Consider the following 13,714-nt stretch of genomic DNA (forward strand, 5'->3'; position numbering starts at 1 on the left):
TCCCGGCCCGGCCCAACTAGCTCGCAGTTGTTGTCGTTATGAGCCCTCAAAACGACAACAACTGCGAGCTACTTGGGTGGGACGGACGGAGCGGGTCAGACATGGCGGGCTCGGCGGAAGATCCAGTGCCGCAGCAAGGTGAAGCGCACCCCCGTCGCGACGAATCCGGACAGCGTGGTGGTCCAGAGATCCTCGCTCAGGGTGGCTTCGGGCCGCAACGCGTGCAGGACGCCCAGGCTCCCGCCGGTGATGACCAGGGCGACGGCGATCACGATCAGCCCGTTCACATGGTCACGGGTTCTCTTCCAGTTGCCGGTGATCTTGAAGGTCAACCGTCGGTTCAGGGCCGTGTTCATGAGCGAAGTGATGATTAGTGCAGATGCGTTGGCCAACTGGGGTCCCATCCACGGCCGGAACAGCGCGTACAGCGCCAGTGACGTCGCGGTGCAGACGAGTCCGACGCCGGTGAAACGGATGAGCTGACGGACCACCGGATAGCGCAGAAGGCCTTTGCGACCCTTTCGGGCGGGCGGGCTGGTGAGGGATTCCTGCCGCGGCTCGGTTCTGGGTGCGGCAGAAGAATCCATGGCTCAACCATTTCACATCAAGCTGGAGATCTACTCCCAAGATGCTGTCTTTACGGGGTTGCTGAGCTCTCCGATGCCCTCAATGCGGCACGTCACAACGTCTCCGGGTTCGATCCGGGCGCACTCCGCGGGGAAGCCTGTGAGGATCAGGTCGCCGGGGTGCAAGGTCATGAATGAGGTGAGGTACACAAGGATTTCGTCCACTTTCCAGCCGAGATCGGCAGAACTGGCCGCCCGTAATTCCCTGCCGTTGTGCACGATGCTGATCGATAGCTCGCTGTCGTCGAGGTCCGTGACGATCCACGGTCCAGCAGGAGTAAACGTGTCTTGGCTTTTCGCGCTGATCCAGAGTTCGTCGGACCGCTGCAGATCGCGCGCGGAGACATCGTTGCCGATCGTGAAGCCAAGGATGGCGGTGCGCGCGTTGTCAAGCGTCAGCCCCCGGACTTTGCGCCCGACGACGACGGTCAGTTCCGCTTCGGGGTCCACGTAGCCGACGTCGGAAGCGAGCTCGATGGCGTCGCCCGGTCCGATGACACTGGTGGCTGCCTTGTGGAATGCCTGCGCAGGCAGGTCCCGGCCTGGTTGACCGGTGTTGTGCGCCATGCCGAAGACGTTGGCGGGAACGGACGGGGCCAGGAATGTGAAGGAATCCTCCGGGACTTCGGCGCCAGTGTGCCAACCGGGTCGCTCGGCGCTGCTGCCATTTGCCGGCGAGCCCGGGAAGGGACTGTCCACCACGGTCCAGTTTCTGCCAGCCTCGGAAGCGAAGTCGACGGCGTCGTTGGCTACGAAGAATTGTTCGTTCGGCGTAGCGGGGAAGAGTGGGCGGACGCGGGCGATCCGGCATGAACGTGAAGATGTCATGAAGACATCCTACGTCCTCGGTTAGGCGGGCAGGTAGAGCTCACCTACCGGGACGCCTGCGGCCAGTCGATTCGCCGGACCGGCCAAAGGGCAGGCCCAGGCCTCGTTATACGCGCACGACGGGTTGTAGGCGAAGTTGAAGTCGAGGATGAACTCCTGTTGCCTAGATCCGCGAAGGCCGTGGAAGGCACCCTTGATGGTGTCCAACAAGTACCGGCCGGCGCCGTAGCTTCCTCCCGGTTTGCCTGCCGTCGCGTCGCGGAAGGGTACGAAGATGCCGCCGCCGTAGCTGCGGAGGCGCCACACGGCCAGCGAGCCAAGCTCGTCGAGATCGAAGGTGCCGAGACGGACAAACGGCACCACGCCGTCGGTGCCGGTCTGGACGTTCATCTCCTGGCCAGCGCCTTCCGGAGACAGGGACGCATAGCGGCGAAACCGGGGATCATAGTCCGCGGTGCGGAGGCCCGAGAAAGCCTGCTTGCTGGCGGGAGTCAATGCCGACGCCGGGTGGGTTCCGAACATGCGGTCCCGTTCCTGGCGCCAATAGACATGGGCCTGGAAGGGATCGTCGCCAGCGATCTTCCGGACGTCGTCGTACAAGGCAAACGTCCGCAAACGCCAGTCCGCGATGTCCAGGGCGGAAATTCCCGCCACACTGTCTTCGTCCTCATCAAGCTGATCGGGAGCCATGCGTCAAGCCTAGTCCTACGGCGTGGGCGGACGCCGGGCCCAACGCCGTCGGCAGTTCTGCGCGTGCGAAACACCTTTCGAAGCACTGTTCCGGACGAACGGGCAGCGGCTCTGCGCCGCTAGGCTGGTGCGCATGAGAGCCAAACGGATCCCGTCGAAGGTTTCAACCGCCGTCCTGGGCGCACTCATCGTCGTTGCCGCGGTTGGCTGCAGTTCCGAGGGCAAGGGCGGACCTGCCTGGACGGCAGGGTCCGACAGCGCATCGCCGGGCGCCCCGGCCGCGTCGGGCGTCAGTACGGCTCCGCCGTCGGGTGCCCACACCGACAGCCCCTCCGCTGGCGCTACAGCTTCGCCGGGGGCAACCGCCGCGGTTTGGAAGACGTACTCGGATCCGGCCAAGAAGGTCAGCTTCGATCTGCCAAGTGACTGGATCGCGCAGTCGGTCACACCCGATGCCGGATCCCTGCCGGGCGCTTTGAAGATCGAGGTCAAGGACGCGAAGGGAGGGTATCTGGCGACCCTTCATACCGGACTGCCCTCAGTGAGCCCGGCTGATTGCAGCCCAGCCGCCAAGCGGCCCTACGTGGTGGTCAGCAGCGTGCCCATTGACCTGCCCCATGCCGGCGGTGATTCCACGATTCCCCCGCGCGTGGTGTTCCGGGTGATCCAAGGCTATAAATTCTTCGGCTCGTACGGCATCACCAATCTGGTGGCCGGGACCGATAGCCAGGCCTGCCAGCTGCGGAACCTTGTGGTGGGACCCGCAGGAAAGGGAGACTACTACTTTGGGGACATGCCCGCTGTGCACGCTTTTGCCACGGATGAAGTGGTTGCGCCGGCGAAGTCCTTCGACACTTTGGACCAGGCGGCCAAGTACGTTGACCAGAGCTCGGAATTTGCCAACGTCCAGCGGATGCTACTGTCTCTGAAGGTCAATCCGTAGAACCACGATTGACACATACACTCGCTGGTGCCAACCCCGCATCTTCAGCGGGTTGTCCAGCCGCAATACTCCGGAGATCCATGGAACGCAACGTTGCTGCCCAGCTCGTTTTCAAGACCGTCGCGAACACCAAGGTAGCGATGGCCATCGCCGTGGCCAGTAATCCAGGCTATGAATCTTTGACTGAAGAATTGAACGTCACGGTCGAGGGTGCGGCAGTCCCTCTCACTGAGCTGACAGACCATCATGGTGGGCGATTCCATTACATGGAGTTCGCCGAACCCAGCGAGGTCACAGTGGACTACCGCGCCTCGGTGGAGGGTCTTGGCCTTCCGGACGAGTCCTCACGCATGGAACTCATCCGTTATGTGCGTCCCAGCCGCTATGCCGAGTCTGATCGGCTCCTTCCGACGTCGTACGCTGAGTTCGGAGGGGTGCACGGCGAAGAGCTGTTGCAGGCGGTCCGGAACTGGGTCCACGGCGAGCTGCGCTACGTCAGTGGTTCCTCGCGCGGAACCGATGGGGCCGTGGAAACGCTCCTGCACCGCAAAGGAGTTTGCCGCGACTTTGCCCACTTGGCTGTTGCCCTGCTCCGTTCCAAGGACATCCCGGCGCGGCTTGCCGCAGTGTACGCCCCGGGCCTGAGTCCCATGGATTTCCACGCCGTGGCAGAAGCCCACCTCGACGGAACATGGTACGTGATCGACCCCACCGGACTGGCCCCCAGGGAGTCCATGCTCCGCATCACGGCCGGGCGCGATTCCTCCGACACCGCGTTCCTGTCCACGGTGGGCGGCAGCTTGTCATTGAAAAGCATGAAAGTCACTGCGGTAGTGGCCGACGAGCTGCCGGAGGAGGATCCGGAAAAACTCGTCATCCTTCGCTAGCCGCGCTGCGGCAGTCCCGGGCCAGCCGCAGCGCGGCCCTCCCTTGGCTATTTGCGAGCGACGAAGGCTTGCAGCTTTTCCGTCAGCCGGAGAAGCTCACGCTGTTCCTCGACCGTCAGGGCAGGGGCTACCAGCTCGGCAATATCGCGGATGTGCTCCCGGCCGATCTCCTTCTGCAGTTCCTGGCCGGCCGGAGTCAGCCCGAGGAGGATTCCGCGACCGTCGTCGGGGGCGATGCTGCGCTCCACCAGGCCGCGCTTTTCCAGCCTGTCAACCAGCCGGCTCAGACTGGATTGGCTGAGCAGGACATGGTCGTTGATCTCGTTCAGCCGCAGTTTGCCCGTGGGGCATCGGGAAAGGGTGAACAAGACGTCATATTCCTTGATGGGCAACGTCCTGAATGCTTTCCCGGCCTGAAGCCGGCGCATCACCGCCACCTGGGAGCGGAACAAGGACTCCCAGGTTTCGGCGGCGAGGCGCACTGACGAGGAGCTGGGCGCCTTGGTGCTCACGGCTTCCGCCCTGCGGCGTCACTGGCAGCCTCGGCAACCGCCTCACTGGCCGAGGCGATCACGGACGCGGCCACGCGTGAGGCGTGGGTAGGGGCGTCAGGTACGTGGGCCGGCTTGCGATCAGCGAATTCCTTGCGCAGGACCGGCAGGACTTCTTCGCCGAAGAGGTCCAGTTGCTCCAGGACGGTCTTGAGCGGCAGTCCGGCGTGATCCACCAGGAACAGCTGGCGCTGGTAATCGCCGAAGTACTCGCGGAAAGCCAAGGTCTTTTCGATGACTTCCTGCGGGCTGCCGACCGTGAGGGGCGTCTGGGAGGTGAAGTCCTCGAGCGAGGGTCCGTGGCCGTAGACCGGTGCATTGTCGAAGTAAGGACGGAATTCCTTGACGGCATCCTGGGAATTCTTGCGCATGAAGAATTGTCCGCCGAGTCCGACAATCGCTTGGTCTGCCTTGCCATGGCCATAGTGCTCGTAGCGTTCGCGGTACAGGCCGATCAGCTGCTGGTAATGCTCCTTGGGCCAGAAGATGTTGTTGGCGAAGAAGCCGTCGCCATAGTACGCGGCGAGTTCCGCGATCTGGGGGCTGCGGATGGATCCGTGCCAGACGAAGGGGGCCACGCCGTCGAGCGGGCGGGGCGTGGACGTGAAATTCTGCAGCGGGGTGCGGTACTTGCCGCTCCAGTTGACGGTGTCCTCATCCCAGAGCCGGCGCAGCAGGGAGTAGTTTTCGACGGCGAGCTCGATCCCGTCTTGGATGTTCTTGCCGAACCAGGGGTAGACCGGTGCGGTATTGCCGCGGCCCATGATGAGGTCCACGCGGCCATCCGCCAGGTGCTGCAGCATGGCGAAGTCTTCGGCAATCTTCACGGGATCGTTCGTGGTGATCAGTGTGGTGGACGTGGAGAGCGTGATGCGCTCAGTCTGCGCCGCGATGTAGGCCAGAGTGGTGGTGGGGGACGATGAGAAGAAGGGCCGGTTGTGGTGCTCGCCTATCGCATAGACATCCATGCCGATTTCTTCGACCTTCTTGGCGATGGCCACGGCGGCCTTGATGCGCTCGTTCTCCGTGGGGGTGTGGCCCGTGGTGGGGTCAGTGGTGATGTCGCTGACGCTGAATACGCCGATCTCCATGATGTGCCTTTCTGCCTGCCCGGTTGGTGTTCGGGCCCTGCCAACAGTCTATCCCAAAATAGATGCATTTGCATGTATCACTGCCTACAACGGGGTAAGGCACCATTTTGTTCCCGGTATGTTGGCCTACTCGGCGGGGCCGGAGGCGGCCCGCCGCCCGGTGACGCGGGGGATCATTCCCGTGGTCCAGTCCAAGTGGTCTGCATCGCCGTGGCCTGCTACACCGTGGTCTGCATCGCCGTGGCCAGCGACGTCGGGGCGTTGCGTGAGTGCCTTGAGCAGCGCCTTCTTCTCCCGCCGGCCTTCGACCAGCTTGTAGAGGACAGGTACCAGGACCAGCGTCAGCGCCGTCGAGGAGACAAGGCCGCCGATAACCACAATCGCCAGCGGCCGCGAAATGAAACCGCCGCCCCCCGTGAGGCCCAAAGCCATGGGCGTCAAAGCGAAGACGGTTGCGAGCGCAGTCATGAGGATGGGACGCAGCCGCTGCCGGGCGCCATGGGTGATAGCTTCGGCCACGCTCATTCCAGGGGTGCCACCGTGTGGTTTACGGTACTGGTTGATGAGGTCGATCAGGACAATCGCATTGGTCACCACGATCCCCACCAACATCAGCATGCCGATCAGGGCAGGAAGTCCGAGCGGCACACCGGTCACCAGGAGCAGGGCAATGGCGCCCGTGGCCGCAAAAGGCACGGACACCAACAAGATGAGTGGCTGGATGAGGGACTTGAACGCGGCCACCATGATGACGTAGACGATGGCGATGGCGGCCAGGAGCGCCAGGCCGAGCTGCTGGAACGAGTCCGCCTGCTGCGTCGTCGCACCCCCGATGGCGGCGGTGACGCCTGCCGGGAGCTGGACTGCTTTCAGCCGGTCAGTGACTGCCGTGCTGACGGCACCGAGGTTGGAGCCCGACGGCGTGACAGTCACCTTCGCGCTTCGCTGGCCGTCGCTGCTGGTGATGGACACTGGTGTGTCAACTTGATCCACGGAAGCGATGCTGGACAGCGGAACCGGCCCTCCCGGCGTCGGGAGCTTGATGGCCCTGACATCGGCGATGCTGCTGAAATGCGTGCCTTCGCCGATCTGTACGGGGAAGTCCGTCGTCTCGATGCGGACAGTGCCCGCGGGGACGGGACTGACCGTGGACGCCAAGACACCGGCGACCTGCTCTTCGTTCAGTCCGGCTGCCACGGCTTTGGCGCGGTCAACCTTTACTTGGACCACGGACTGGCTGGCATCCAGGTTCGTGGCTACCTCCGAACTCCCGGGGACGCCGTCCATGGCATTCACTACCGCATCGCTTGCGGTCTTCAGATCCGCGGAGCTCGCCGCGTTAATGGTGATGTCGACCGTGGATGAGGTGCCCAAACCACCCTGTTGGGCACCCACCGTGACCTTGCCTGCAGCCGAAGCACCGGCGAGGCGGGACCGCACCGTATCCTGCAGCTTTTGCTGGTCAGCTTTGTCGTCAGTCACCACTGTGAACGTCGAGTTGGATGCGCCGCTCGAGGTGAGTGCGGCGAAACCGGTCTGGGCGTTGCCTGAGGTTACCTGGATGTCCTTAATGCCATCGATCCCGTGCAGGACGGATTCCACTTGCGCAGCGGCAGCGCTGGTTTGTTCGAGGCTGGTGCCCGCCGGTAGCACCTGGCGCACGGTCATGCTGTTCTGCCCGGAGTCGCCCAACAAGTCAGTGGCCAACAATGGCGACATAGCTGCTGTTCCGCCTAACACAAGGACCGCAGCGACGATCGTCATGACCGGGTGTTTCTGGGTTTTGGCAAGGATAGGCAAATAGCCGCGCTGCAGCCGGCTGCGTTGCTCGGCTTCGTGCGCGGCGGCAACCGCATCGCCGGTGCGGGAATCGTCGGCTCCCGCAGCGCCGGCGGCCGGCGACTTGAGGAACCAGTAGGCCAGTACCGGGACGATGGTGAGGGACACGAGCAACGAGGACAGCAAAGCGATCGTCACCGTCAAGGCAAAGGGCCGGAACAATTCGCCCGCCAGGTTGCCCACAAAAGCGATCGGCAGGAAGACGGCAACCGTGGTCAGCGTGGATGCCGTGATGGCCCCGGCAACTTCCCGGATGGAATTGAGGATCGCCGCGAGCTTGTGCTCTCCGTAACTGAGGTGCCGCTTGATGTTCTCAATCACGACGATCGAGTCGTCCACCACCCGGCCTATCGCAATGGTCAAAGCGCCGAGGGTGAGGATGTTGAGCGAGTAGTGGGTCGCTGATATTCCGATGAACGTGATCAGCAGCGACAAGGGAATCGATACTGCTGTCACCAGCGTGGAGCGCACCGACATGAGGAACACCAAGATGACTGCCACGGCGAAGCCGAGTCCAAGAAGGCCCTCCGTGGTGAGGTCCTTGATGGACTTTTCGATGTATGGCGCCTGGTCGAATACCGGAGTGAAATGCGCATTGGCGCCGAGTTCTGCCTCCATCTGGGCGATGGAATCCTTGACGGCGTGCGAAATGGCAACGGTATCGCCGTCGGGCTTCTTCGTGACGGACAGGGCCAGCGTCGGCTTCCCGTTGGTCCGGGTAATCGAGGTTGCGGCGTCGTCCTGGATGCTCACGTCGGCAACGGAGCTGATTGTGGTTCCGGCCTTCGCGCCGGTGAGCGGCAAGCCCTTGACGACGTCGAGGGAGTCCACCGGGCTGCCGATTTGAAGGGAAAGCGTCTTGCCCTGGTCCTCAATGGTTCCAGCCGGGACCAGCGTCCCGTTGTTCTTCAGGGCATTCGTCAGCGACTGGACCGTGGCGCCGCTCGCGGCCATGGCCTGGACATTGGGTTGGATCAGGATGTGCTGAGTAGCGCCACCGGTCACGTCAGCGCTCCGCACGCCGTCGAGCTTTTGGAGTCGGGGAACACTAAGCCGCTGCAAGTCCGTGTTCAACTCACTCAGCGGCTTGTCCGACGAAACGGCCAAGTACACGATCGGGAAGTCGCTGATGCTTCCCGCGAAGGACTGCGGCTCGACGTCGGCCGGCAGGACACGTTTGGCGTTGGAGATGGCGCGATCGATTTGATTGCGTGCCCGGTCCAGGTTCGAACCGTAGGTGAACACCATAGTGATCTGCGAGACGCCGTTCCGCGATGTCGACGTGGTCGATTCGAGGCCCTCGACACTGTTCAACGCCGTTTCCAGGGGGCGGCTGAGTTGCTTGTCGACAACTTCCGGAGACGCGCCCGGCATTGCCGTGATCACCGAAATCTGCGGGAACTCGATCGAGGGGATAAGTTCCTGCTTGAGCGAGGACATCGTGATCACGCCGAACACCGCAGCGAAAACGGTGATCAGCGCGATCAACGCCCTGTTCGCCAGTGAAAGCTTTGCCAGACGGAACATCGCATTTTCTCCCGGGGTCTACGGTCTGTTTCGTATCGCGAACCGGCCGTAGCCTGGACGGTTCCTAATGCTGAACGGCGTCCGCAGCCTCAAGTTGCAGCGAACGGGCAGTACTGGCTTCCAGCTCGGCGGCGAGTTCCGGATTTTCGTTCAGCCTGACCCCGTACCCTGGCATCATTTCCTTGAGCTTGGACTGCCAGCCCTTGAAATTCTTCGGGAAGGACCGCTGAAGCATCTCGATCATGATGGGGACGGCGGTGGAGGCTCCGGGGGAGGCGCCGAGCAGTGCGCCGATGGAACCGTCGCGAGCCGTGATGACTTCCGTGCCGAACTGCAGCACGCCGCCCTTCTTGGAGTCCTTCTTGATGATCTGGACGCGCTGGCCCGCGGTGATCAGTTCCCAGTTGCCGCCGTCGGCCTGGGGGTAGTACTCGCGGAGGGACTCCACCTTGGCGTCGTGGCGCTTGGCCACTTCCTTGATCAAGTAAGCGGTCAAGTCCATGTTGTCCTTGGCCACGGCCAACATCGGGATGATGTTGCCCGGGCGGATGGATAGCGGCAGGTCCAAATAGCTGCTGGTCTTCAGGAAGTTGGTGGAGAAACCGGCGTACGGGCCAAAAAGCAGGGAACGCTTGCCGGCAACGTAGCGGGTGTCCAGGTGGGGCACGGACATGGGCGGGGCGCCCACGGAAGCCTGGCCATAGACCTTGGCGCTGTGCTGGCGGGCGATTGCCTCGTCGGTGCAGCGGAAGAATTGCCCGGATACGGGGAAACCACCGTAGCCCTTGCTCTCCGGGATGCCCGAGGCCTGCAGCAGATGCAGCGCTCCGCCGCCGGCGCCGACAAAGACGAACTTGGCGTGGATCTGGCCATGTTCGCCGGAGGCGGGGTGCTTGAGGGAAAGGTCCCAGCCGCCGTCGGACGCTTTGCGGACATTGGTGACGTTGTGGCCATGGTTGACTTCAACGCCGTTGCCGGCGAGGTAGCCGGTCAGTTCGCGGGTCAAGGCGCCGAAGTCGACGTCGGTGCCTTCCGCTGCGCGGGTGGCGGCAACGCGCTGCTTGGCGTCGCGTCCCTTGACGATCAGTGGAGCCCACTTGGCGATCTGGGCTTGGTCTTCCGTGTATTCCATGCTGCGGAAGAGTGCGTTGGGCTTGAGGGCCTCGTAGCGGTTCTTGAGGAAGTCCGCGTGCTTGTCGCCGATGACGAAGCTCATGTGTGGAACGGTGTTGATGAAACCCTTGGGGGAGCCGATCAACTTGTTGTCCACCAGATGGGACCAGAACTGCCGGGAAAGCTGGAATTGCTCGTTGATATGGAGGGCCTTGGACGGGTCAACAGAGCCGTCTTTTGCTGCAGGCGAGTAATTAAGCTCACACAGCGCGGCGTGTCCGGTTCCCGCGTTGTTCCACGGTCCGGAGCTTTCCAGGCCGGCTTCGTCGAGTCGCTCAAAGAGGGAGATGGTCCAGTTGGGTTCGAGCTGCTTGATGAACGCACCCAGGGTGGCGCTCATGATCCCGCCCCCAATAAGGACGACGTCAGCGTGGTGTGTCTTGGAAATGAAGGTCACGATCAATCTCCGATAGCGGCGGCACTGGCTGTCACAGAATATCCCCGCGTGGGCCCATAACTGAAATTGCGGCGGGCCGTCAAGACTTCAGACGAACGTTTGTAAAAACTTCGTTTAAGACAGGCGACGCGGGGTACTTTTCAACACGGTCGGACAGGGCCAAAGCCGAAATGGGGAAGGCAATCGGGACTGCCGGGACGGTGGCAGCGATCTGGGCGTTGATGGTCTGGTACTGCGAATTGCGGTCCGAGCCGTCGGGGAGCCCCCGTGCACGGTCGATTTTTGAAAAGACCTGCGGATCGCTGTAACCGAACTCGCCGTTGTTGTCACCGAAAAGGGTGCCAACGAAGTTGTCCGGGTCCGAGTAGGCGCCGTTCCAGCCGAGCAAATGAAGTGCATGGTCCCCCGGGGATTGGACCTTCTCGAGGTAGCCGTCATCCCAGTTCACAGGCACTGGCTTGATGTTCAGCCCGATGGCCGTGAGCTCCGCACTGATCTCCGCGTAGATCTTCTCCGGAGTGGGAAGGTAGGCGCGGGTGACGTTGAGCGGGTAGTAGAACTTGAGTTCCTCGCCTTTGTAGCCGGATTTGGCGAGCAGCTCCTTCGCCTTGCCGGGGTCATATCCCAAGGACGGGGCGTTGTTGTTGAAGCCGCTCAGCTTGGGTGGGACGAATTGAGACGCCGGAGAGGTGTTGTCGATGAAGAACTTGTGGATGATGGTGTCCTTGTCGATGGCCATCTCTATGGCCTGGCGCACGCCAAGGTTCTGAAGGGGCGCCACGGACTCGTTCATGCCGAGGTACATCACAGAGAACGGGTCCCGTTGGACGATTTGCATCCCCTTCCTGACCAGTTGATCGAAGGTACCGGCGGTGACGAGGTCGTATCCGTCGATGGTGCCGGCAAGCAGGGCTTGGAGGCGGGCCTGCGGATAATCGAAGGGAATGAAATTGACCGTGGCTATCTCTCCACGGTCTCCCCAGTATCCCTTGTAGCTAGTGAGTGTGATCCGGTCTGCGGTCCACGAAGAGAAGGCGTAGGGACCTGTACCCACCGGGTGGGAAGCATAGGACGACGCCGGCTGTCCTCCCAGCTTTTTGTCCAGGACGTTGGCATTGCCGTCAGACAAGGCTTTTGGGGAAGACATGGCGAAAGCAGGCAGGGTCAGGGCTTGAAGGAAGCCGGTGAAGGGCTTGCTCAGGTTGATTTGGACGTGGTCGCCAGAGACAACCTTGCAGTTCTTGAAGATTGACAGCGATGGTTCGTCCGAGAAGGACTTGAAGACGCTCTTGAAGGGGATCCCTGGTGCCTGCTGGCGAAGGGTTGCCGGGAAGTTGAACCAACGATTGAAGTTACTACACACGGCGGCTGCATCAAACGCGGTTCCGTCCTGGAAGGTGACCTTTGACCGCAGCGTGAAATCGTAGCTGAGTCCGTCATTCCCTTGCGACCACGCTGTGGCCAGCAGAGGAGTTGGCTGGCCGGTGGAGGCGTCGACTCCCACAAGGCCTTCCATCACTTGCCGGGTGACGCGATACGACTCCGAGTCGTTCGTCAGGGCAGGGTCGAGTCCCAGGGGCATCGACGGAGTGCCGAAGTTGAAGGTCTTGCTCGGCTCCGCCTGGGTGCCGCTTCCGGCCGATGTTGACGGAGCAGGTCCTGGATTGGCTGTGCACGAGGCCAAAGCCACGGCCAGAAGGCCTGCGCCGATTTGGAGCGTAACTCGGCGAAGCTTGCTGCTTACCACTCTTGTCCCCTCAAGGCAGTCGGACGGGCTGGGGCCCTCGGCAGCCGGGCCGCGGGCCAGTCTAGTTCAGGGCCCTGGGTCCTGGCTGAAAACGGGAAGTGCCCCGATCAAGGACCGGGACACTTCCCTGTGTGCGCAAGGGGGGACTTGAACCCCCACGCCCGAAGGCACAGGAACCTAAATCCTGCGTGTCTGCCAATTTCACCACTCGCGCAGGCGTCGGTGCGTTGGCCTGGAAGCAGATTTCGTGCTCCGGGCCATATACCGGCCTCCATTGTACCCGCGGTTAGCCCCAAGCTGTCCCAGCCAGGAACGACGCCGCGCAGAGGGAACTACTTGTTGTTGAGCTTGAGGTCCCTGAGGAGCTTTCCGACATGGCCGGTAGCCCGCACGTTGTACTGCGCCACCGCCACCTTGCCGTCGGGGTCGACAACGATGGTTGAGCGGATCAGCCCTTGGTAAGTGCGGCCGTAGTTCTTCTTTTCGCCCCACGCCGCATACGCGTCGGCCACGTGATGCCCTTCGTCCGACAGGAGGGGAAACGTCAGTGATTCCTCGGCCGCGAACTTTTCCAGATCCTTCACCGGGTCCGGAGAGACCCCAAGGACCTCGTAACCGGCATCCTGCAGGACTGCCAGGGAGTCGCGGAAATCACAAGCCTGTTGTGCACATGCCGGGGTGGATGCCGCCGGGTAGAAGTAGATGACTGTATTGCGGCCACGATAAGAGGCCAGGGCGACCTCGTGGCCATGATGGTCCTTCAGGGTGAAATCGGGGGCGGTATCACCCGGAATAAGTCGTTCGGCCAAGATGTGCTCCTTATTGCGTTTTCGTCCGCGCCCACTCAGCATAATGACGAGCTGTCCGCTTCCCGAATTGAATCCGGGCGCAAGCTGTTCATTGCGGTCGATATACTAACCCTTATGCCTGATATGGAACGGTGGCCCACCGGGCGCCTGCTGTCCACAGCGGCGCGGCTCGTGGAGCACGCTTGGAACGAGAAACTGCGCGGTATGGGGCTGACTCACGCCGGAGTCATTGTCATGGAAGTCCTTGCCGTAAAGGGACCCACCACCCAATCCATGCTCGCCCAGATTGTTCGCGTGCAGGCGCAGACGATGGGCAAGACGCTCACCAGGTTGGAGACCCACGGCCATATCAGCCGTACGCGCAGCATCTCGGACCGTCGAAGCCAGGTGGTCAGCCTGACCGAAGCGGGGGAGCGTACACTCGGGCTCGCCACGCAATTGGAAGGTGAAGTGCTTGCGCCTGTTCCGGTGGATACGGCCAAACTGCGGCGGGAACTCCAGGCTTTGGTGCGTGAGCTGGCAAACAGTGGTTCCTCGGCCGTTGTACATGACATTGTCGCAGTCGCGGCGCCCGGGGAAGTCTCCGACTGAGCTTTGGCTCGCTCG

Annotated in this window: 12 protein-coding genes and 1 tRNA gene; 3 read left to right on the plus strand and 10 right to left on the minus strand. The window is 62.4% G+C overall.

All coding sequences use genetic code 11. The annotated features are described in order from the left end of the window. Window positions 1–95 precede the first annotated feature (95 nt). Genes ABD884_RS05735 through ABD884_RS05745 form a run of 3 tightly spaced genes read right to left on the minus strand, consistent with a single transcriptional unit; the run spans window position 96 to window position 2,144 of the window. On the minus strand, window positions 96–587 hold the full coding sequence (locus ABD884_RS05735) for a GtrA family protein (protein ID WP_345039651.1): 492 nt from the start codon (window positions 585–587) through the stop codon (window positions 96–98). A 30-nt stretch (window positions 588–617) separates the two neighbouring features. Next, on the minus strand, window positions 618–1,454 hold the full coding sequence (locus tag ABD884_RS05740; protein WP_345039659.1) for a fumarylacetoacetate hydrolase family protein: 837 nt from the start codon (window positions 1,452–1,454) through the stop codon (window positions 618–620). A 21-nt stretch (window positions 1,455–1,475) separates the two neighbouring features. After that, window positions 1,476–2,144 (minus strand): DUF1684 domain-containing protein, encoded by a 669-nt coding sequence (locus ABD884_RS05745; protein WP_345039667.1) that lies wholly within the window; start codon window positions 2,142–2,144, stop codon window positions 1,476–1,478. Window positions 2,145–2,277: 133 nt separating this feature from the next. On the opposite strand from ABD884_RS05745, the gene ABD884_RS05750 reads away from it, so the two are divergent. Both ABD884_RS05750 and ABD884_RS05755 read left to right on the plus strand, forming a co-directional pair. Beyond that, complete coding sequence (locus ABD884_RS05750) at window positions 2,278–3,087, plus strand: hypothetical protein (protein ID WP_345039671.1); 810 nt, start codon at window positions 2,278–2,280, stop codon at window positions 3,085–3,087. An 80-nt stretch (window positions 3,088–3,167) separates the two neighbouring features. Further along, entirely contained in the window at window positions 3,168–3,974 is an 807-nt protein-coding gene (locus ABD884_RS05755; protein ID WP_345039674.1) for a transglutaminase-like domain-containing protein, read from the plus strand. A gap of 47 nt (window positions 3,975–4,021) precedes the next feature. Here the strand turns inward: ABD884_RS05755 and ABD884_RS05760 are convergent, their stop codons facing one another. The 7 genes from ABD884_RS05760 to bcp form a co-directional block, all read right to left on the minus strand. Further along, window positions 4,022–4,486 (minus strand): MarR family winged helix-turn-helix transcriptional regulator, encoded by a 465-nt coding sequence (locus tag ABD884_RS05760; protein ID WP_345039680.1) that lies wholly within the window; start codon window positions 4,484–4,486, stop codon window positions 4,022–4,024. Beyond that, on the minus strand, window positions 4,483–5,616 hold the full coding sequence (locus tag ABD884_RS05765) for an LLM class flavin-dependent oxidoreductase (RefSeq protein WP_345039690.1): 1,134 nt from the start codon (window positions 5,614–5,616) through the stop codon (window positions 4,483–4,485). The genes ABD884_RS05760 and ABD884_RS05765 overlap by 4 nt, the downstream gene beginning before the upstream one ends. A 126-nt stretch (window positions 5,617–5,742) precedes the next feature. Next, window positions 5,743–8,982 (minus strand): efflux RND transporter permease subunit, encoded by a 3,240-nt coding sequence (locus ABD884_RS05770; protein ID WP_345039697.1) that lies wholly within the window; start codon window positions 8,980–8,982, stop codon window positions 5,743–5,745. A 64-nt stretch (window positions 8,983–9,046) separates the two neighbouring features. Further along, a complete protein-coding gene (locus ABD884_RS05775; protein WP_345039703.1) occupies window positions 9,047–10,552 on the minus strand; it encodes a malate:quinone oxidoreductase in 1,506 nt (501 codons plus the stop codon). 79 nt (window positions 10,553–10,631) lie between these two features. Beyond that, window positions 10,632–12,299: an ABC transporter substrate-binding protein gene (locus ABD884_RS05780; RefSeq protein ID WP_345039712.1), complete on the minus strand. Its 1,668-nt coding sequence runs from the start codon at window positions 12,297–12,299 to the stop codon at window positions 10,632–10,634. 132 nt (window positions 12,300–12,431) lie between these two features. Next, window positions 12,432–12,513 (minus strand) — tRNA-Leu (locus tag ABD884_RS05785). 118 nt (window positions 12,514–12,631) lie between these two features. Then, entirely contained in the window at window positions 12,632–13,108 is a 477-nt protein-coding gene (bcp, locus tag ABD884_RS05790; RefSeq protein ID WP_345039717.1) for a thioredoxin-dependent thiol peroxidase, read from the minus strand. Between the two features lie 114 nt (window positions 13,109–13,222). Here bcp and ABD884_RS05795 point away from each other — a divergent pair, with 114 nt between their 5' ends. Next, window positions 13,223–13,699: a MarR family winged helix-turn-helix transcriptional regulator gene (locus ABD884_RS05795; protein ID WP_345039724.1), complete on the plus strand. Its 477-nt coding sequence runs from the start codon at window positions 13,223–13,225 to the stop codon at window positions 13,697–13,699. Window positions 13,700–13,714: the final 15 nt, after the last annotated feature.

The sequence above is a fragment of the Arthrobacter methylotrophus genome (assembly GCF_039539965.1).
Classification (GTDB): Bacteria; Actinomycetota; Actinomycetes; order Actinomycetales; family Micrococcaceae; genus Arthrobacter; species Arthrobacter methylotrophus.